14 protein-coding genes are annotated in these 20,045 nt (G+C 62.5%); 3 read left to right on the top strand and 11 right to left on the bottom strand.

Annotated features, from left to right (window positions below; all coding sequences use genetic code 11):
• Positions 1-562 (top strand): hypothetical protein (locus tag RA24_RS22615; protein ID WP_052257665.1); only part of this gene is annotated, 562 nt, incomplete at its 5' end.
• 18 nt (positions 563-580) lie between these two features.
• Here RA24_RS22615 and RA24_RS20690 read toward each other — a convergent pair.
• Positions 581-1,423 carry a M15 family metallopeptidase gene (locus RA24_RS20690; protein ID WP_039137190.1) on the bottom strand — a complete coding sequence of 281 codons (843 nt, stop codon included), beginning with the start codon at positions 1,421-1,423 and terminating at the stop codon, positions 581-583.
• 183 nt (positions 1,424-1,606) lie between these two features.
• On the opposite strand from RA24_RS20690, the gene RA24_RS20695 reads away from it, so the two are divergent.
• Both RA24_RS20695 and RA24_RS20700 read left to right on the top strand, forming a co-directional pair.
• A complete protein-coding gene (locus RA24_RS20695; protein ID WP_039137195.1) occupies positions 1,607-2,182 on the top strand; it encodes an OmpA family protein in 576 nt (191 codons plus the stop codon).
• 44 nt (positions 2,183-2,226) lie between these two features.
• Entirely contained in the window at positions 2,227-4,401 is a 2,175-nt protein-coding gene (locus tag RA24_RS20700) for a serine/threonine protein kinase (RefSeq protein ID WP_039194099.1), read from the top strand.
• A 37-nt stretch (positions 4,402-4,438) separates the two neighbouring features.
• On the opposite strand, the gene RA24_RS20705 is transcribed toward RA24_RS20700, so the two are convergent.
• The 10 genes from RA24_RS20705 to RA24_RS22850 form a co-directional block, all read right to left on the bottom strand.
• Entirely contained in the window at positions 4,439-5,161 is a 723-nt protein-coding gene (locus tag RA24_RS20705; RefSeq protein WP_052257666.1) for a PP2C family protein-serine/threonine phosphatase, read from the bottom strand.
• Positions 5,161-5,808: a type VI secretion system-associated protein TagF gene (gene tagF, locus RA24_RS20710; protein WP_039150189.1), complete on the bottom strand. Its 648-nt coding sequence runs from the start codon at positions 5,806-5,808 to the stop codon at positions 5,161-5,163. The genes RA24_RS20705 and tagF overlap by 1 nt, the downstream gene beginning before the upstream one ends.
• Positions 5,808-9,380 (bottom strand): type VI secretion system membrane subunit TssM, encoded by a 3,573-nt coding sequence (gene tssM / locus RA24_RS20715; protein ID WP_039194101.1) that lies wholly within the window; start codon positions 9,378-9,380, stop codon positions 5,808-5,810. Before tssM ends, tagF begins: the two co-directional genes overlap by 1 nt.
• Positions 9,377-10,804, bottom strand: a complete 1,428-nt coding sequence (gene tssL / locus RA24_RS20720) for a type VI secretion system protein TssL, long form (protein ID WP_039137208.1) — start codon at positions 10,802-10,804, stop codon at positions 9,377-9,379. The genes tssM and tssL overlap by 4 nt, the downstream gene beginning before the upstream one ends.
• A gap of 14 nt (positions 10,805-10,818) precedes the next feature.
• Positions 10,819-12,159: a type VI secretion system baseplate subunit TssK gene (gene tssK, locus RA24_RS20725; RefSeq protein WP_039137211.1), complete on the bottom strand. Its 1,341-nt coding sequence runs from the start codon at positions 12,157-12,159 to the stop codon at positions 10,819-10,821.
• 47 nt (positions 12,160-12,206) lie between these two features.
• Positions 12,207-13,673, bottom strand: coding sequence for a type VI secretion system-associated FHA domain protein TagH (gene tagH / locus RA24_RS20730; protein ID WP_039194103.1), 1,467 nt, complete (start codon positions 13,671-13,673; stop codon positions 12,207-12,209).
• Between the two features lie 8 nt (positions 13,674-13,681).
• A complete protein-coding gene (locus tag RA24_RS20735) occupies positions 13,682-13,984 on the bottom strand; it encodes a PAAR domain-containing protein (RefSeq protein ID WP_039137217.1) in 303 nt (100 codons plus the stop codon).
• 18 nt (positions 13,985-14,002) lie between these two features.
• Positions 14,003-14,611 carry a DUF6931 family protein gene (locus RA24_RS20740; RefSeq protein WP_039137220.1) on the bottom strand — a complete coding sequence of 203 codons (609 nt, stop codon included), beginning with the start codon at positions 14,609-14,611 and terminating at the stop codon, positions 14,003-14,005.
• A 10-nt stretch (positions 14,612-14,621) separates the two neighbouring features.
• Entirely contained in the window at positions 14,622-16,733 is a 2,112-nt protein-coding gene (locus RA24_RS20745) for a type VI secretion system Vgr family protein (protein ID WP_039137223.1), read from the bottom strand.
• Positions 16,734-16,797: 64 nt separating this feature from the next.
• The gene (locus RA24_RS22850) at positions 16,798-19,227 is read right to left on the bottom strand and encodes a type VI secretion system contractile sheath domain-containing protein (protein ID WP_342586325.1); all 2,430 of its coding nucleotides are present in this window, start codon (positions 19,225-19,227) and stop codon (positions 16,798-16,800) included.
• Positions 19,228-20,045 lie beyond the last annotated feature (818 nt).

A 20,045-nucleotide genomic window follows, 5' to 3' on the forward strand; every position in this document is an offset into this window, starting at 1 on the left:
TGGTGGTGACGGCGGTGGCGGCGGGGTCAGCTCACGTGGTGGTGGTGACGGCGGCGAGGGTGACGGCAGCACGTTCGGCGGTTCGTCCGGCAGCGGCCGGTTCTTTGGAAACCGCATTCGCTCTGCCGATCAAGTGGTGGACCGGGTCGCCGGTTTCCAGGATCTCTGCGGCATCGTGGGCCCTTATCTGATCGATTGTCTGGCTGAGCGGTTTGAAGCGCTGGAAAAAGACTTGGCCGGCTTGCCAGGACATGAACCCTTGCGCGCCATTCTCAAAGACACTGCCCGCGATCTGCGGCAGATTGCGCGGGAAAACCGCGACCCCTCAAAGCCCCGGGGCAAGGCACGATCCGTCAACAGCACGGACAAGTCGCACCGCCCGATTGTGGCCGTGGCACCGGAGCGGCAGGCAACTGCAGTCGCTCAGGCATTGGCTGTGCTGGAGGAGACCCAGACCAAACTGTTGCGCTCAGCTGAAAGCTCACCCACAAGGTCGGTTGTGCGTTATCAGCGGATCGCAGCTGCGATCGATTCCAGCAAGGTGCTGTTGCGGTCTGTCTAAGCAGAACAGCAACGCCTTTTACAGCTGACCGTCAGCGATCCACGCGTCCAGCTGGCGGCGGCTGATCTCAAAGTGCATGCTGTCCTCGCGCCGGAAGCCGGCCCCCCAGACCCACCCCTGATCGTAAAAGAAGTCCGCCATGATGGTGAGGCCCAGCTGGGTTTTGCCATCGGTGAAATTGTCCAGCTTGCCGTCAATGTTCAGGTCCACCGCCAGCCCGTAACTGTGTGTGGACAGCGAGTTGGTGGTGCCGCGGATCCGCCGCACGCACAGTGCCCCGGCAGTGTTGATGCGGGCATAAAGGTCCGGGTCGGCCTGGCGGATGTTCTCAAACACTACTTTCAGGCTTTCAATTGCGGGGCGCAGCATACTGACCCGGATCGGCCCAACCTGTTCGGTCACCAGCTTTTCCTTCAAGTCCGGGTTGGTCATCGGCTGGCAGGTGTCGTTCAGATCCTCGCGCGGGCGGCCCAGCCTCTCGGTCAGGTATTTGCCGCCCGTGACCCGCAGCCCGCGGTTCACGTTCAGCCGGTCGGCAATCAGCACCACCTGCGCATAATCAAGATCAGCACCGCCGGTCTGGTTCCAGATCGCAGCCTCGCCGGCCGCGTCATCAGTGAAAGGGCTTCCGGTGCCTGCCCCTCCTGCGGGCAGGCTGGCAACCTCATTTTGCAGATCTGTCATCCGGGCTTGAAGATCCTCCACCTGCTGGCGCAGCATCTCGATTTCAATCCGCGCCGTGGAATCCACACCGCCAGCCCCCTGGTAATCCTCTTCGCTCAGCAGCCAGCTGAGACCGAACCAGATCGCCGGCGCCAGCACTAGGCCGATGGCGATTATCACAGCTGGCAAAACCCGCATTTTCCCTCCCAGTACGTTTGCGCCCATTTCAATCTTTAGCCGCCCGGCAGTAAACCCCCTGTTTACAACTTGCCGGAAACACCGTGTTTTTTTTCCGGCGCTTGGCTCTGCCCGGCATTGGCAGGCAGATAGCGCTGGTATAGACTGCCAGCAATGTTCAAACGGTAGGGGAGGGCGCAGAGCATGATCCGCCTGAAAGGTATTTTCACAAGTGTTCTGGGTGCCGGCCTGATTTTCGCGCCGATGGCGCAAGCACAGTCCGACAGCAGCGAACTGTCGGTCGAAGAAATCACCGAAGCGTTCAAGAAGCAGAAGACCCGCGGCCTGGTCATTGTGCCCAGCAGCGGCGGCACAGCCGAAACCGCAGCTGAGGAGACCGCAACCGTGGCTGCGGCGTCTGAGGAGTACAATCCGGTTGACCGCCAGACTCAGATCAATGTCCAGATCTCCTTTGACTTCGACAGCGCCGCCCTGCGCGCCGATCAGGAGCCGAAACTGGCAAATATGTGTGCCTCGATGAAGGCTCTGGATGGCACTGTGTTCCAGATCATCGGCCACACCGACAGCTCTGGCTCGGCAGCTTATAACGAACGGCTGTCGCTGTTGCGCGCGCAGGAAGTGCGCCGCCATCTGATCAGCTCCTGCGGCGTGCCGGAGGATATGCTGAAAGCGATCGGTATGGGGGAAACCGCCCCGTTCAACCAAGATAACACACGCGCCGATGAAAACCGCCGCGTAGAATTCCAGGCTCTGGGCTAAGAACAGCCCGGACCCGCGCCGGATCAAAGGCCAGGGAGACTTCCATGCTTGAATCGCGCCCTGGCGACCTGTTCCAGCCGGGTGATCTGCTGAACAATACCTACAGGATTGAATGCCTGCTGGGTCGTGGCGGAACCTCCGACGTCTACAAGGCGCGGTCGGAAATTTCCGGTAACCTGGTTGCACTTAAGGTGTTGAAGCAGGAACTCGCCGCCAACGAGGATTTCACCGTCCTGATGGCGCGCGAGGAAAACATCCGCGAAATCCGCCACGCTGCCGTGGTGCGTTATTCGGAGAACCACCGCACGCCGGACGGACATATTTACCTGCTGATGGACTATGTCGACGGCCCCGGCCTCGACAAGCGCCTGAAGCAGGGGCCGATGCCGGCCGAAGATCTGCTGGTTGTCTGCCGCCGGGTGGTACAGGGCCTGCAGGCGGCGCACGCGCGCAACATCGTTCACCGCGACCTCAGCCCCGACAACATCATCCTGCGCGGCGGCGACCCGGCAGAGGCGGTGATCATCGATTTCGGCATCGCCAAGGACACCAATCCCGGTGCCCAAACCATTGTCGGCAATGAATTTGCCGGCAAGTACTCCTATGCCGCGCCGGAGCAGATGAGCGGCAATACCGATGCCCGTTCGGATATTTACTCGCTGGGGGCCCTGCTCTTGGCCAACTTCCGCGGTGCCGCGCCCAAATTGGGTGCAAACCCGATGGAAGTAGTTGAAAACAAGCAAAAGCCGCTGGACACCGAAGGTGTCCCCGAACCGCTGAAATCTCTGATTGACCGGATGTGCGCACCGGATCCGGCTGACCGGTTCCAGAACGCGGGCGAAGTACTGGCGTTTCTCGACAACCCTGACAGCGGTTCTGATGGCGGCAGCCTGGCCGATGTGCTGGATGCACCAAATGAAGACGCCACCATCATCGTGCCGCAGACCAGCAAACCGGCACCGCCTCCCCCGCCTTCTTCCAAACCGGCACCGGCAGATGCAAAGAAGAGCGGCGGCAAAGGCCTTTGGGCAGCTTTGGCGGTTCTCTTGCTGCTGGGCGGCGGCGGAGCGGGCGCTTATTTCGGCGGTTTCCTCGACAGTTTCATCGGGCCCAGCTACCCGGAGGTGCGCCCCTATTCGCTGATTGCCGAAAAGCAGCCCGATGGCCCAGTGCAAATCGTCGGCAATGTACCGTCCGAAACCGTGCGCAACGAATTGGCCGCACTGTCGCAGGAGGCTGACCTGACCCTGGCCACCGGCGCCATTGCCGAGACCTGGGGCGCCGATGTTCTGGACACCGTGCGGCCGCTGGAAGGCCTGCGCGAATGGCGTCTGGTGATCAGCAATAACAAGGCCCGCCTCAGCGGCAGCACCGATGACCCCAACGTCGCAGAAATGCTCAATGAAATGTTCCGCAACGGCCTGCCGGGCGCGCTGGAGGGCAAGGCTGAAATCCGGTTTGAACTGCCGGTTCTACCCGTTGCGGAAGTCAAGGCGATTATGGAGACCTTCGCCGACTGCGGCCCGCTGGTTCGCGACGGCAACGGCCATATTGAAGGTTACGGCCCCACGGATCCGATCCTGATCAGCGGCCGGGTTGCCAGCACCGCCACCCGGCTGGAGTTGTTTGATGCCCTGCGCGCGCTGGCCCATGAAAGGCAGGTGGTGCTGGATGTGGAAGTCCTGAACGACTCGCTCTGCGTGGTTGAACAGCATCTGCCCAAGGCACCTCCAGGCGGTGCCGAAGTGGAATTCGCAGTGGGTGGAACGCCCGTGGAACCAAACCCCTCCGGGCGTTTCTTTGTCGGCGAAAACCCGGTGATCGACGTGGTGCTGCCAAACGATGTGACAGATGGCTATCTGACGGTTTCGATCCTGGATGTATCGGGCAATGTGTTCCACCTGCTGCCCAACATCTCGCGCGAGGACAACGCAGTCTCAAGCCTCCGGGGTGGCGAAGCCGGGGATGTCCCTGTGCGGGTGGCTTACAGCCTGGAAGAATCGGCGGCCAATGGCGGCATCGCCTTCAAGGTCGACGACAGCACGCTCGGCAAAAGCAAGGTGCTGGTACTGCACTCCGCGGAGCCGTTGTTTGACGGCATGCGCCCGACCTCGGAAAGTGCTGTAGGATTTGCTGAGGCTCTGAAGGCCAGCTATGAGGCGGACTCCAGTCGCATCCGCTCGCTCGACAGCCGCATTCTGGTGACGGCCAAGCCCTGACCGGCTTTCGAGGTTTCCCTTCAGGGGAAACCTCCGCCTACAAAACGTCGATGACAATGGCCGTGATGTTATCCGCGCCGCCTCCCGTCAGCGCGATCTGGATCAGCTGGTCGCCGACAGTCTCCAGGGGCGCACTGCCCAGAACGTCCTCCAGAATTTGGAAGGTCGCGTATTTGGTCAGCCCGTCAGAGCAGATCAGGAACCGGTCGCCTGGTTCCGTGTCGCCGCGGATCTTGTCGATCTCCAGCTCCTCCCCTACCCCGACAGCACGGGTGATCGCATTTGAATGCGGATGCTGTTCTGCCTCATCCCAGGTCATCTTGCCGGCCAGAACATATTCCGCCACCGCGGAGTGATCCTCAGTCAGCATCTCGATATGGCCATCGCGCAGCCGGTAGATCCGGCTGTCCCCGGCCCAAAGCCCGACAAAATGCTGGTTCGCCATGATCAGTGCCGCAACGGTTGAACCGATGGTGCCGCCGCCGCGGGCCTCAGCCTCAGCCCGGATAGCCTTATGCGCATTCTGGATGGCATCGCGCAGCGCATGCATCCGCGCGGCCGGGTCCAGGCCCAGCGGGATCATCGCCACCGCATCGGCAATCAGCCGGCTGGCAAAGTCACCTGCGTCGTGACCGCCCATGCCATCGGCAACCAGCCAGATGTCATGTTCCGGAAGCGCCAGAACGGAGTCCTCGTTGACCTTGCGCTTCAGCCCCACATGGGTCTGCGCGGTATAGCGGTATTTGCGCAGCTGGTTCATCATGCGGCCTCAACCCCTGCCCAGACCGGCGCGCCCAGGTCGAAAAGTGCCAATGCTGTTACTCCCGCTGGCAGCCCCCTGCACGCCAGCGTCCGGGGCTCCCCATCCAGCACTGCCGTCCACAGGCTGCAGCCCGCCAGTCGCGGGTCTGATTGCTTCAGCCGCTCCGGGCCTAGCGGCCCAGCCATCACCACGTCCGTTGCCGCTGGCTGAACACCGTCAGGGACTGGCATTGCTGCAAGCCGTTCAGCCAAGCTGTCTTTGGTCATGGTGTCCTCCAATGCATCCAGCGCCAAATCCTCCAGCCCTTCAAACAGCGGTTCGGCGCTTAGATGGCCCAGTGCCGGCGGGCCGGATTTAGGCAGCGCCTCCATCAGGGTCAGCGGAAACCGCCGCCCAACCCGATCGACCGACGGCATCATCACGCCCCAGACGGATGCGGCACCTGCAAGACCCGCCGGCAGCGTGAACCGCCAGATCGGCGCAGTCATGTAATGCGCATCGAAGCCTGCGCCGTAGACCGCTTTGCCATCCAGCATAACCTGCTGCAGCCAGGCGTCCCAGACCCGCACAAAGCCGCCAGGCGTGTTCAGCCGGAAGAAATCCCCGGCTGAAGGCATCTTGCCGAATGCGCCGAACCCCGCCATCACATTGACTTCGGGCAGCTGAATTTCGCCATGGCAGGCAGGGCGAAGGGGTTGATAACGGACCCGGACTGCAACTCGAACAGCGCCAGTCGCCCGCCGACGCGGAAGTTCACCCGCCGCCGGTCAGAGACATTGGTGCGCCGCACCTCCGCCGCATCCAACAGCCGGAACCAGGCCCAGGGCCCGTCCCGCGACAGCACGTTCTCGCTATCCCGTTTTTGCGGCAGTAAAGTCAGCCGTGCCAGACCGACAGAGCCCGGCCAGGTCACCGCCACCGGCGTCGGTGCACCAGAGCGGTGGTTGTAGGCCACCTTGGTGCCGTCGATCTCCAGCAGCACTTCCTTGGCCTTGGGGTCCAGCGCGTTGACGGTGATCTGGAAGTTCACCGCAGGCTGCGCCCCGCCGGCAAAGAAGGCCTCCTTGATCTCTGACGCATATTGCATCTGCTGCAGCACCGCCGGGCTGATGCCCAGGTCCACGTCGTTGACGCGCTTCCAGGTCCAGGGACGGCTGCGGGTGTCGACGTATTTCAGCAGATGCTCATTGAAGAAACTGTCGATCATCCCGTTCGGGGAGAACAGCTTGGCAAAATCCGCCATCGCCACATCGGCACGTGCCGAGCGGTTGAAGGGATAGCGGTTCGCCAGTGCTTTCTCGCAGAACGGCAGCACCGCCGATTGCCAGCGCGCGTTGATCGAGGCGCGGGTGCCTTCCGACGTGATGCCCGACGATCCCGCCGAAATCTGCGTTGCCCAGCGGGGCAGCGGCCCGCCCATCCGGCTGGCGGTCTGCTGGAACTGCAACAGCGCTTGACCGCTCTGGCCGCCCGTGGCGACGCCAGAGAAGGACATCTTGTTCAGCTCCTGATAGACCAGTTGCAACTGCCCCATCAGATCATCCAGCTGCGAGGGCTGCCCCTCGGGCCGGTTGACCAGGTCATACAGCCACTGGAACCGTTCCTGCACATAGGCCCCCGGCGGCTTGGCCGCCTGACCGGGTGCATTTTCGGCAGAGCCGACCAGCGCCTCCAGCAGAATCTGGCCCTGGATCGACAGGTTCGAACGCGCCTCAATCGCTGCCACGTTCTGGGCACCCGCGGCCAAAGTGCCCGCGTCCAGAACGGATTTATCCTCGTTCAGCCGGGTTTCGTTGCTGACATCCGTCAGGATGTTGACAATGGGCGAGGTCGGCCCGGACAGCACATTGGTGACTTCCACCGCATGCGACAGCGACTCCAGCGGCACAATGTCGATGTCGCCCAAGATCTGATCATAGCGGCTGATGTAATCGTTATAGTAGAGATCCAGCACATCGCGGCTGAGCTTCAGCAGAACCGCCTCGTTCTGGGACGCTTCATTGTTATCGCCGAGCACCCAGGCCTCACGGTGGACCCGTTCGGCAACGCTGACCGCCTCCGGCAGGAACACGTTGTGGAAACCGTCAAAGGTAAAGATCCCTTCGATCCCGTCGTTCAGCGGCTTGCCGGAACTGCGCACCAGCACCCGCTTGACCGACGGGCCGCCAACATCGGTGATCCGCCATTTCGGCAGCGCCGTCGCCTGCTGTGAATTCAGGATGCCGTTATAGACCCGTTGGGCCAGGGGCATCTCCGACAGGATGTTCTGTGCCTGCTCGATCAGCGGGCCGTTGAGCGCGATTTCCTCCATCGGCTGCGACAGCAGCGCGGTGAGGTGATCCGTCAGATCAGCGCGCAACTGGTTGCGAGCGATACCGGGATAGGCAATGTTCTCCCAGTCAAGGCGCATCCACTCCTTGACCAGATCGGGGTTCATTGGCCCTTGAAGGCCCAGCATCAGATAGATCTTCAGCGCCTCATACAGCGTGTCGGGGTTGTTCATATTCCCCTCGATCTGCTGCTCCAGGCGCACCAGCAGCCGCGGCAGCAGACGCCGGTTCAGCGCCCCGCGGTAGGTCTGCGCCGCCTGGGTGCCGATCACTTCGCCCTGATACAACCCATAGGTCATGGCCCCGTCAGGCTCCGGATCGGACAACACCGGGTTGCCGGGCATGTCGCGCAAGTTGTTCAGCGCGGCGGCTACCGGCACCAGATCGGTATCGCCGACCGGACTGGGCGGAAGCTGCGCCGCGGCAGCCTGATAGGCCGCAACCTGGCCTTCAGCCTGAGCAATCAGATCGGTGTTCTTGAGATAAGACCGCACCCACAGCGCCCCCATCGCAATTGCCACCAGCACTGTGGCAGTAATCGCAATCCGGCGGGTCCAGCGGTAGCGGCGCTCAACCTTGTCATCCGCCGACACCAGACCGGCCTCGGGGAACATCACGCTCTCGAACAGGCGGGTCAGGAAGAAACTGCGCCCGGTCCCCTGCCCCGAGCCGATCGCCTGGCGCCCGATGCCAAAGGTTTGCGCCATACCCAGCATCAGCCGATCGATCGGCGTGCCTTCCTGGGTGCCAGAGGTGAAATAGACCCCGCGCAGCATCTGGCGCTGCTCATAACGGTTGTCCTGGAACACCTCCATCAGGAACTCGCGCGCCACACCGCGCATCGAGGCGACCTGCGCCGGGAAACCGGCAATCAGTGCCCGGCGCTGATGGTCGGTCTCGGTCTGCATCTTCTCTAGCAGCTGCGCGTTGATCTGCCCCAGCAGCAGTCCGAATTCCTCGTCAAACCCGGCAATTGGCGGCTGTTCTTTCTTGCCCTTGGGCAAGGGCAGCGTGAAGCCCCAGACCTGCTCGCGGTCCTCCTTGCCTAAAGAGTCATGGAACTCCTGGAAGCCGGCAATCAGGTCGGCCTTGGTGAACAGCACATAGACCGGGAAGCGCACGCCCAGTTTCTCGCGCAGCTCCGCCAGGCGGCGGCGCACAGCGGCGGCGTGGCTTTTCTGGGTGATCTCATCCTGCAAGGACAGATCCGACAGCGAGATCGCAATGATCGCACCGTTGATCGGCTGCCGCTTGCGGTACTTCTTCAACAGCCCGAGGAAGCCAAGCCAGGCCGCATTATCCGCCTCGGCATCGCTTTCCTGCGTGGTATAGCGCCCGGCGGTGTCGATCAGCACCGCCTCATTGGTGAACCACCAATCGCAGTTACGGGTGCCGCCGACGCCGCCGATGGCGGCCTTGCCCATCTTCTCAGCCAGCGGGAACTGCAGGCCTGAGTTCACAATGGCAGTGGTCTTACCGGCACCCGGCGGGCCGATCATGATGTACCACGGCAAGTCGTTCAGGTGCCGCCGCCCGCCCTTGGACTTGCGCAGCTCCTTCATCGCGTCCTTGAACTTGCCGCGCAGCTCGCCGATTTCCTCGGACAAGACATCATCTTCCGAGGTATCAACGGCCTCCGCCATCTCCTCGGTCATCTCCTTGTCCTTGCGGCGGCGGCGCCAGAAGATGATGCCGATGATGATGAAATACAGCAGGAAGATCACCCCGATGGTGATCAGCCGCGCCATCACGCCGTCAAACGGCCGCCAGTCATCGCTGCCGATGAAAGGTGCAAAATACCACACACAGGCCGACAGCACCGCGGCCAGGATCAGCAGGATGGTGTAGATCGACCGGAACAGGGGAAAGATATAACGGCGGATCATCCTTGAACCTCCTGAACCAGCAGAATTTCAATCCTGCGGTTCTTGGCCCGCCCGGCGCGGGTGCTGTTGTCTGCTATCGGTTCCTTGTCAGCACGGCCCTCGGCCGACAGCCGGTCCGGGTCTGTCATGACCTTGGCCATGCCTGCCATCACCGACTTTGCCCGTGCCAGCGACAGCGCCATGTTGGACGGGAACCGCGAGGAACGGATCGGCACGTTGTCGGAATGCCCTGCCACGATGATCTTGCCCTTTTCGTCATTCAGCGCTTCGGCCACCCGGTTCACGGGATTACGGAACGCCTTGCTCAGCTGGTCCGAACCGGAGCCGAACATGCCGGAGCCGGTCAGCCGGATGATGAGCGTGTTGCCCTTCTGGAAGACCTGCACAATGCCTTCCTTGATCTCAGGTTCCAGGAAGCCAGAAACCTTGGCGACCTGTTCTTCGGTCGTCGGCGCCAATGGCGGCGGCGGCGGCGGCGGCGCGCGCCGTTCCAGCTCTGCCTTGGGGCCGGAATCCACGATCGTCAGCTGCCCGACCACATTTTCGGTCTGGTTCGACAGCATCCAGCTTAGCCCTAAGAACTGCAGTGCCAGAATGGCCAGGGTCGCGGCCATGGTGATCCACACCAACCGCCAGACCGACAGCGCCTTGAACGGCTTGACGATGCCTTCCCAGTGCGGCGACAGATCGCGCTCTACCGGGCCCCTCTGGTTGCGGATGATCCGGGCCAGCGCACCGCGGATCTGCAGATGTTTTTCCGAACCGCCCTGCTCCACCCGCAGGCGCCCCTCGAACCCCAGTGACAGGCACATATAGAGAAACTCGAGCATGTCGATGTTGGCACCAGGCTCCTTCTCCAACCGCGCCAAAAGGTCATAAAACCGGTCGCCGCCGACAACCTCGCGGTGGAAGGTTGCCACCATCGACTGCAGCCCCCAGGCGGACTGCCCGCCCCAAGGAGTATTCAGCACCACGTCGTCCAGCGTCGCGCACAGCGCATAGCGCGCAACCTTCACGGTCTGCGCCGCAATGCCCGCCTGCAGGGCGCGGTTCTCAAACGCGCGCACCTCGGCCACCACGTTCTTGCGCAAGCCATCCGGGTCCATGTGCTGGGCACGGTTGCGGATGCGGGAAATCAGCGCAAACAGGGTTGAGGCGCAGGCCGTCAGCTGGTTCATCCCCGTCAGCGCCATCTTCGGCGCCTTAGCCCCGCCCGCGGCAGCCTGCGGTTTTGGGGCTGCCGCCTGCGGGACGCCATAGGCATCCAGATCCGGCTCCGCTGGCTGCTCAGGCACTGGCTGGGTCTGCTGCGGCACCTCCGGCTGCTGCATCGGCGTGGCCGTGCGCCGCCCGCCCGGGTTCGGCTTGATCACCGTCTTGTCGGTATCCCCCGGTTCAGCAAAGGGATCGTCATAATCAGCCATTTCAGCGCCTTCCCTTATGCATTACGGATCGCCCAAAGCTCCATCTTGAGCCCCGGATACTGTCCCGACACATGCACCGCGATACCGCCCGAGGTGGTCATCTTGCGCCAATAGGGGCTGTCCGCATCCATCTCGAAGTAGACCACGCCGGAATGATAGGGGATCTGCCGCGGCGCCACCGGCAAGGGGCGCAGGGTGATCCCCGGCAGGGCCGAGTTCACCAGCTGGCGGATTTCCTCGACGGGTCCGATCTTGGCCTGGCCGGAGAAATGCTTGCGCACGTCCTCGGCCGGGATGTCGGCACTGACCGCCAGTACAAAGCCTGCGTTGCCCAACAGCTTGCGGTCGGCGATGACCCCCACCGAGATGCCGTATTTGCGCGCTTCCAGCTTGATCGGAATTGCGGTCTGTTCCAGCACAGAGCTCAGATACTGGCGCAGCACCCGGATCACCGGCGCAAAGCACTCGACCAGATTGTCGTGGGTATAGGGCGGAAATTCCGGCGCCTGTTTTTCCGTCGACATGAACACCGACAACTCGCCCGCCATGCCTGCGCAGGTGGTGAACAGCCGTTCCGGGTGCAGGTTCTCGATGTTGCGCAGGTGGCGCACCTGCGGCAGCATCCGGTTCACCACTGCCAGCAGCATGAAATCCGACACATCCGCCACACCGCGGGCGCCGCCCGCCTCCGACAGGCGGCCCGCCAGCGCCTCCATCCTGTGCGCCAGAAGCCCCTCCAGCTCACGCAGGAAACCGCTGAGCGCCTGCGACGCCCTGATGTCCAGACAAGACGGGATGAATGCCTGATCCAGCACGATCTCCTTGTCGGGGCGCACCTCGATGATGCGCGCCACCGGGACCGCCAGCAGATCAGCCAGATCATCCACCTCCAGCGCGAACTGCAGGCGCATCTTGCCCACGTCCAGCTCCACCGGCTTGCGCTCGGTCGAGGTCACATCGGTCACTTCCACCTTGTCGGGGCGCAGGCGGCTGGCCGAACGTTCGGCGCCGCTCAGATCCACCTCGGTCGCCCCCTGCCGGCGCTGCGGCACGGTCAGGTAGACAATGCAGTCCTTGACGGTGGTCGGCACTTCCATCGCCGGCGGATGCGGGTCCGCCATCGGCACCCGGAACACGGTGCCGTCATGGGTCAGCCCCTCGCAGGACTTCACCGCGAACTGGCCGATCTTCAGCGCCTCATGGTCGATTTCCAGCCCGTTCACGCCCCAGGCATAGGGGCTCAGCCGCCGCGCCAGTCCGCTGACCAGCGCCTCATTGTAGCGGTCGGACTGCTGGAAATGGTGCGGCTGCAGAAACAGCCCCTCCGTCCAAAGTACCTTGCTGTCCCAGGACACCGGGATCTCCTCTTACTTGCGGGCACACGCGCAGGGCGCGGTGCCGGTCATTCCTTCAGCCTGTCCAGCTGGTCCTTGTAGGCCCGCGCAAATTCGCGGCTGAACAGGTCGTGAAAATCATTCTCAGCCTGGTCGGAAATCTCCGCATAAAGCTGCTCGTATACATCCCAGTACCGCGCCTTCTTGCCGCGCAAGAGGCCGGTAAAGCCGCCCTTGTCCTCGATCTGCGCTTCCAGCGCCTTGGGGTCGAGCCGCTTCAGCACGCCTTTCAGCGCTGCCTCCATGCCGGTGACCATCGCTACTTCATGCGCCTTGATATCCCGCAGCGCCTCTTCGGCGGCAGTCTCAGGCGACAGGTAGCCCTTGGTCGCCGGGCGCACCATCGCCTCGATGGCCTGCTCCGGCGTGATCGAGAATTTCAGCGGGTTGTTTCCGCCGGCAGAAATCATCGTCTGCTCAATGCGGAACTCGGATTTGATTGAGGTCCGCGTCATCAGGATTTCACGCAGGCCCGTAACCAGTGTTTTCATCACCCGGCCCATCCGCGCCATGGTGCTGGCGTGCTCCGCCGGATCGAGGCCGACGTCTGCGCCGACCCCTTTTAGAAACGCTTCTACCGCTTCCTGTGCCTCTTGCGAAGGCGCAGCGGCAGGCGCGATTGTCTTCTCTGCTGTGTCCTGCTGCGGCGGGATTTCCTGCGGCGGCGCGGGCGGTGCTTCTTGCGGCGGGGCCGTGGGCGGGACCTCGGTTGGCGGCTGCGGCACCTCGCGCGGGGGCTGTACAGGCTGAGGGTCCGGCTGGGGAACCGGATTTTCCGGCTCGCCGATGCCGGACAGGAAATCATCATCCCAATCGTCGGGGATCAGGCTGGACTGCGACGCGGGTGCTGAAAACCCGTCCGAGGCGGTCGGATTGTGATTGGGCAGGCTCGCCCCCTCCCCTTCGCGCCCGTCGCTGGCCTTCTGGAAGAATGGATCCTCGTCCTCACCCAAGGGCGGCAAAAGCTCGTCGATCGGGTCCACCGGGGTGAACTGCGCAGGCCCCTTCGGCCCTTCGCCCAGCAAGTCATCCAGGAAATCGCCGCCCGGACCCGCATCCTCAAGCAGCTGCAAGGGGTCAGGCGCATTGGCCGCATTCCCGTGCGAGGCTGCCCCTTGCGCCGCGGGTGCCGCGATCATGTCGCCGACATCGGCCAGGTCATCGCGGATTTCCACCACCAGCTCATAATTGCCGACGCACAGCACATCGCCGTTGTTCAGCGGCGTCGGGGTGCGGCCCAGCGGGATCTTCGAATAGTTCAGAAAGGTGCCGTTGGAACTGAGGTCGACCACCACCACATTGCCATTGTGATCCTCGATCACACAGTGATTGCGCGACAGCATCTGGTCCGGGTCCGGCAGCACCAAGTCACAGCTGGCACCGCGCCCCACCGTCAGGCTCGGCCCCCGCATCGGAACAGGGGCCGCATCGCCGGGCATCGCGCCCGAGCTCTGGAATTTCAGTGTCACTCCCATGCCTGGGCTTATCCTCCCACCAGAACGGTGACTTCACCCTTGGCAACCATGCCGCCGCAGGCGGTGCTGTCCAAGATGCGCGCGGCCGGCAGGTTGTTGATCAGCACCGTTGCCGACCCCTTGATGATCGGGTGCGGCGATGGCGCTGCGGTGCACATGTCGGTAAGCCGCGCGGCCGGCAGATTGGCCACCAGCACAGTCACCGCGCAAGGCGGCAGAATCGGTGTCGGCACCGGCAGCACCGGCGGCGGCGGGGTGGAGGGCAGCATGCAGGCATGCAGATCCGTCACCCGGGCCTGTGGCATTCCCATCTGTTACAACCCTCCCATTCAGTCCTGCGCGGCGTGCAGCGGGACCTCGATCACCTGCCCTTTGCCGCCGCGCGCAATATCCAGCGCCCGCTCTATTAGAACGGCGCCGTGTTCTTCAAACTTATCAGACAATTGACCCAAGGCCACCATATTCATGGCAAAGGCAGCCGCCTCAGAGGCCCCTGCCGGGGCAGGATATTGATTCAATTCTCCGGGTCCCAGCGTTCCGGCCGCATAGAGCACCGCCAGCGCGCAATTCACTGTGTCATCATCCACATAGGCATGATCCAGGGTGATCCGCGCTTTGTCGCGGTTCTCTTCCGTGGGATCGAACACCCAAGCCTCCGACGCGGTCAGCGAGGCAGGGTCCTTGTCGGAGCGCGGCCCGATGTAATCGCGCGCTGCCAGGCAGGCCCACCACACCCGCTCCCGCGGGGGCAGCAGCACCGCCAGCGTGCGCAAGAGATCGACCAATGCGCCCTTGCGCTCCAGCTCTTCCAGCACAACCCCCGCCAGCGCCGTAGGCGGCGCCTCCAGCGGGGTCTTCAGGATGACATTTGCCCGCGACAGCAGCTTGGCCACCGGGTCAGCAGGCATTTTCACCAGCTTTTCAAATCTTGCCGACATCTGCACCCGCCTAGTTGATCATCGTGAGGCCGCCCTTCAGGGTCAGCATGGCCTCGCCTTTGACGGTGGTCATCGGCGCTTTTGCCTCAACCATACCGGTGCCTTCGATCTTGATCATCGGCCCTTTGATGGAAACGCCGGAGTTATCGATCTTCACTTCGGAAGCACCCACGGTCAGCTTGATCTCCTGTCCTGCGCTCATCGCGATCTTGCCCGCTGTCACATCCACTGTCAGATTGCCCAGCGACACGGTTTCCGAATGGTTCCCCTTGGCGATGGTCTCGGTCAGATTGCCGGTATCCACATCCAGGGTCATGTTGCCGGTCTGGATGGTCTCGGACTTGTCGCCGGTCTCAACGACTTCAGTCCGGTCGCCCTGGTGCACGGTTTCAGTCATATGCTGCTGGACCGTGAACACATAGCTCTTCTCATCCGCAGAGGTCACTTCGGGGTCGGGCGCATCCAGCCCCACCGTCACCGTTGAGCGGTCCTTGACCAGCATCTGGTGATCCTTCTCGGCCTGCACCCGCATCAGTTCGCTGTCTTTCTTGTCGTCGAACATCAGCTCGTTATAGCCGCCCCCGCCCTTTGACGAATTGGTCTTAATCCCCAGCTGGGTCTGATCAGCGGGGTAGGTATAGGGCGGCATCGTTTCGGCATTGTAAAGCATGCCGGTGCAGATCGGCCGGTCAGGGTTGCCGTCCTCGAACTGGATCACAACCTCCTGTCCCATCCGCGGAACGGCCACCATGCCCCAATTCTTGCCGGACCAAGGCGTCATCACCCGAACAAAGCACGAGGATGTTTCGTTTTTCTTGCCCTCGCGGTCCCAATGGAACTGAATCTTGATGCGGCCATGCTCGTCGGTCCAGATTTCCTCGCCGCTCTGGCCCACCACGGTGGCCGTCTGCAGACCCTGCACCTCAGGCCAGGGTGTCACCAGCGGCGCCCGGAACTGATCGGCTTTCAGGATCGCACCAAAGGTGGAGGCATAGACATCATGCTCCATCTCCTCCGGCACTTCCATGTTCCTCGGCTTCAGGTCGCGGCGCATCGCGCCTTTGGTCGCAACTTCCTTCTTCTTCTGGCTTTCCCGCTCGCCATAGTCCCAAGCCACCTTGATGTGATGCTCCGCATCAATCACCAGGTATTCCTTGTTGTTTTCGCTCACCGGGTGCTCTTTCATGGTAAAGGTGCAGCCCGTGACCAAAGTCGGCACGCTGGAGGCTCCGCGCCAGCGGATGTGCTTGATGGCCTCGGCCTCCATTTGCACCCGCGCCAGCTTGTTGCCCAGGCCGGAATTCTTCCGGTAATGCCCCTGGTAGTCGTAGACCTCGTAACTCTTGTAGGAATGCTGGCCCTTCTGGATCGACGATGTGGCCTTGAGATCCGCTGACGGCGTCAGGAAGTCAAAATCGTTCAGCGTAACCTTGCCGCGGGTCACGCGCTCATCCTTGGTCCACTCGGAAATATGCTCTTCGCGCCGCCTGTCGCTGTCATCGCGGGCGTGAAATTCAACGGTTGATCCGCCGCTGATCGGAGAATGGCCGCTGACCCCGTCGCACAGAATAAGCTTCTCGCGCGAGGTCTCCCCGACCGGGCTCTCAAAGTAGTAGTAGATCCCCTCTTCCTCCATCAGGCGGCACAGGAAATCAAAGTCGCTCTCGCGGTACTGCAGGCAATATTCCCGCTTTTCATAGCTGTCGCTCAGCTTGTCGGTAAAATCGCTGAACCCGTATTCGCCGAACAGCTGCTTGATGATCTCGACCGTGCTCTTGTCCTGGTACACCCGCAAATCGCAGGTCCGCGTCAGCATCCAGAACCAGGGGCGCACCTCGGCCACGAACATCTCGTACCCATTGCGGAACCCCAGATGCTCAACCGAAACGCAGATGCCGTTGAACTGATGCTCCGTCTGCTGGCGCATCACATGCACGTTCATCTGCTTGCCGACCAGGTCTTCCAGCTTGGGCTGGGCCTTGGTCGCAGCAAACTCGATCGTTGTCTCGGTGAGCTTGCTAAGCCCTTCGCGCACAATCGCCCGGCTCATCATCAGGCCGTCGGTGGAATATGTCCCCGACATCCAGGCGAGGTCATTTTCATGGCCCTTGCTTACAACCATGTCTCCTCCTTTCCGTGACGGGAACGGAGCCGGTAATCGCCGGCAGTGTTCTCAAACATTCGCATCACAAATCATCCAAAAGCGCGGCGAGGTCCGCATCCATTTCGTCATCATCATCCCCACCGTCGTCATCATCGTCATCCCCAAACGACGACAACAAGTCATCCAGATCCCCGAGGCCATCGTCATCCCCGTCATCGCCTCCGAAATCAAGATCATCCAGGCCGAGATCGTCCTCATCGTCTCCGCCCAAATCCAAATCAAGATCCAGGTCTTCGTCTTCATCACCGCCGCTATCCGCAGGCGGTTTGGGCTTCGGCAGCCCGCGCGGATCCGGCGGCGAGGGCTCCGGCGCCGGCAATCCGGTCCAGGGCCCCAGAATCTCGCCGCCCTTCAGAGAGTTGAACGAGGTCAGCCGCACCTCGTCCCGCCCCTTGACCGCGCTCACCGCCATGAACCCGCGTTCCTGCGCCAATGCGATCTTGTCCAGATCGATATTGCGCTCGGTGCAGGGCAGCGCCACCTGGTCGCCGAACTTGTCGTTCACATAATGATAGGGCATCCCTCCCAGAGACATAATTTTACCCAGCTGCAGCGACGGCCCGTGTTCCGTGAACGATCGCCCCAGCAGGATCGCCACCAGCACCACCGGATTGGCCCAAAGCATACCCTTCAGGCCTTCCGTTTCGGTAAACTCCTCGAAATCAAACTCATAGCAGGGATCGGTTTTTTCACCATAAGGCCTGCGCAGCAGGAACCGCGGGCTGGCCAGCCCCAGATGGCCTGCCTCCGCCATCCCCTGTAGCGTGTTCCAGGCATCGGCCACCAGCTTGGGACGCTCCGCCTTGGGCGTTTTCAGGAACTCCGGCGAAATGGAGGCAAAGAAAGGCGCGTCCACATGCGCCGCCACCCGCGCGATCCGGCCCAGCAATTCGGCATGCGGCGGGGTTTCCTCGAACTGATACATCCCGATCAGCGCCGAATAGCCGCCGCGCCCGTTCTCCTCGTCCAGGGGTTCCTCGGTCAACAGCCGCACGAAACCGGTCTTGGACAAGTCGTCTTCGGCGGCCAGATCCGCCGCCAGCTCCTCTGCCGAGATGTCATAGAGCATCACATCCAGCGTATCGTCCGCTTCAATCGACCGCGCCATCAGATCCAGCGAGCGCCACTGCGCTTCCACCGACTGGAACTCCGGGTGATGCAGCACCAGCCGCATCGCATCTGACAGCGCCTCATCCACCGCCTTCTGCATCGCCGCCACATCGGGATCTGGCAGTGCCCGGATATGCGGCCCCACAACGCGCGCCAGCAAATCCTCCACCGGGGAGGCTTCGCGCAGCGTGTTGCCGGTGTCGCCGATTAACTGCTGAAAGGCGCTCAGACGCTTGTCCGCCGGCACAGAATTCCCGGCCGAGGTCCGTTTCGGCGCCCGCGCCTTGGTGCCGAATTTCTCCGCCCAGGCTTTCAGCGTCTTGGCTGCATGATCCGCCGTTGCACCGCTTTGCAATTGCTTGCGCAGGCCAACCAGCTCGGAAAACAGCTCCACGTTTTCATACAGCTCATCCGGGTGCAGCCCGTCCAGGTCCTCCAGCTTGACCGCAATGCCCGCACCGTCCTTGCCGATCGGCAGCACCAGTTCGGTGGCGAAGCTCTCGATCACGTCCTCAACCGTATCCGGATCCAGCAGCACCGCCTTGCGCGCTGCCAGCGCATCGCCAGTTTCGATAATCCCCTTGGCCGCGCGGCCTGAGAAGTCGCCCAGGATCGCCATCCGGAACCGCTTGCGCTCAAGCTTCTGCGCAGCCGGCCGCTCCGCGCTCATGGTGCCATAGGCAAACTCTGGCTCATCTGAGGCCTCTGCCGCAGCCGGTTCATCGCCGCCCTCGTCCAGATCCCCCAGAAGCGCATCCAGATCATCGCCGCCGGCCTCGGCGGTGTCCTCGTCGTCACCGCCTAAATCGCCAAGCAGATCATCCAGGTCCATATCCCCGCTGTCACCGCCCATCAGGCTGTCAATATCCGCATCTGCGTCCCCCAGACCGCCCAGCAGCGCATCGAGGTCGTCTTCGGCACTGTCCGCGTCCTCTGCCTCTTCGGCTTCCGCTTCCTCGCCAAGCCCCGCCAGCAGACCATCCAGATCGCCGTCGTCTTCCTCATCGCTGCCAAGATCGCCCAGCAGGTCATCCAGGCTGGCGTCCCCGCCGGCCTCGTCCTCATCCAGACCGCCAAGCAGCGCGTCCAGGTCATCCTCACCGGCGTCCGCGCTGCTATCCGTTTCCTCCGGGGCACTCTCTTCCGGCTCGTCCAAACCGCCCAGCAAGGCGTCCAGATCATCCTCAGCCCCAGCAGAGTCCTCATCGCCAGCCAAAAGCGCATCAAGATCAGAACTGTCTGTGTCTTCCTCTTCAGCCGCATCCAGACTGCCCAGAAGATCATCCAAACTGTCTTCGCCGTCAGCGGCCTCAGTTACGGTCTCTTCCTCTGCACCGCTCATAAGCGCATCAAGTTCGTCCGCGGCATCATCCTCGCCGCCCAGGTCTCCCAACAGGCTGTCCAGATCGCTGTCTTCGGCGGAGTCTTCCGCCTCATCGCCATCCGCCAGCAAGGCCTCCAAATCGGCCCCGCCGCTTTCAGCATCCTCTTCAATGCCAGCGTCCGCGAGGCCTGCCAGCACATCATCAGCGCCATCCTCCGCGGCCTCTTCCGGTTCATCACTGCCAAGATCCGCAAGCAGATCGTCCAGACCGCTGTCTTCGGTTTCAGCTGCCTCAGGAGCCTCCAGCGTATCCAGCGCCGCGCTCAGATCCTCTTCGCCGGCGTCGTCCTCCGGTTCCTCAAGACCGCCCAGGATGTCATCCAGATCAGTGCCAGCATTAGTGTCTTCCTCAGGCGCGCCTTCTGCCAGCCCGGCCAGGATATCCCCGGCATCCTCCGCCTCTCCGGTTTCTTCGGGCGCATCAAGACCGTCCAGAACAGCGCTCAGATCGTCGCCTTCCGCGTCTTCCTCTTCTGGCGCAGCGTCAAGCAGACCGTCCAGAATATCATCGGAGCCGTCATCTTCCGCATCTTCGATCTCAACTGCGGCGAGGCTTTCCAGCGCATCTTCGGTATCGCTGGCGGTTTCGTCCTCCCCGGGCGCCTCCTGCAGCAGCCCATCAAGCACATCGTCCAGTCCGGCGTCTTCTTCATCATCGGACACAACCGCGTCCGCCAGGCTCTCCAGGGCCGCAGCGGCCTCTTCGCCGCTGTCTTCCTCTGCCAGATCCGTATCTGCAAGCCCGGTCAGAACATCGGAAACATCGTCATCTTCGT

The sequence above is a fragment of the Leisingera sp. ANG-M6 genome (genome assembly GCF_000813905.1).
GTDB lineage: Bacteria > Pseudomonadota > Alphaproteobacteria > Rhodobacterales > Rhodobacteraceae > Leisingera.

Excerpts from the sequence above, each read along its gene's own strand:
- RA24_RS20690 (WP_039137190.1), bottom strand. The coding sequence starts at position 1,423 with ATGCGGGTTTTGCCAGCTGTGATAATCGCCATCGGCCTAGTGCTGGCG.
- RA24_RS20695 (WP_039137195.1), top strand. The coding sequence starts at position 1,607 with ATGATCCGCCTGAAAGGTATTTTCACAAGTGTTCTGGGTGCCGGCCTG.
- RA24_RS20700 (WP_039194099.1), top strand. The coding sequence starts at position 2,227 with ATGCTTGAATCGCGCCCTGGCGACCTGTTCCAGCCGGGTGATCTGCTG.
- RA24_RS20705 (WP_052257666.1), bottom strand. The coding sequence starts at position 5,161 with ATGAACCAGCTGCGCAAATACCGCTATACCGCGCAGACCCATGTGGGG.
- tagF (WP_039150189.1), bottom strand. The coding sequence starts at position 5,808 with ATGGCGGGGTTCGGCGCATTCGGCAAGATGCCTTCAGCCGGGGATTTC.
- tssM (WP_039194101.1), bottom strand. The coding sequence starts at position 9,380 with ATGATCCGCCGTTATATCTTTCCCCTGTTCCGGTCGATCTACACCATC.
- tssL (WP_039137208.1), bottom strand. The coding sequence starts at position 10,804 with ATGGCTGATTATGACGATCCCTTTGCTGAACCGGGGGATACCGACAAG.
- tagH (WP_039194103.1), bottom strand. The coding sequence starts at position 13,673 with ATGGGAGTGACACTGAAATTCCAGAGCTCGGGCGCGATGCCCGGCGAT.
- RA24_RS20735 (WP_039137217.1), bottom strand. The coding sequence starts at position 13,984 with ATGGGAATGCCACAGGCCCGGGTGACGGATCTGCATGCCTGCATGCTG.
- RA24_RS20740 (WP_039137220.1), bottom strand. The coding sequence starts at position 14,611 with ATGTCGGCAAGATTTGAAAAGCTGGTGAAAATGCCTGCTGACCCGGTG.
- RA24_RS20745 (WP_039137223.1), bottom strand. The coding sequence starts at position 16,733 with ATGGTTGTAAGCAAGGGCCATGAAAATGACCTCGCCTGGATGTCGGGG.
- RA24_RS22850 (WP_342586325.1), bottom strand. The coding sequence starts at position 19,227 with ATGAGCGGTGCAGAGGAAGAGACCGTAACTGAGGCCGCTGACGGCGAA.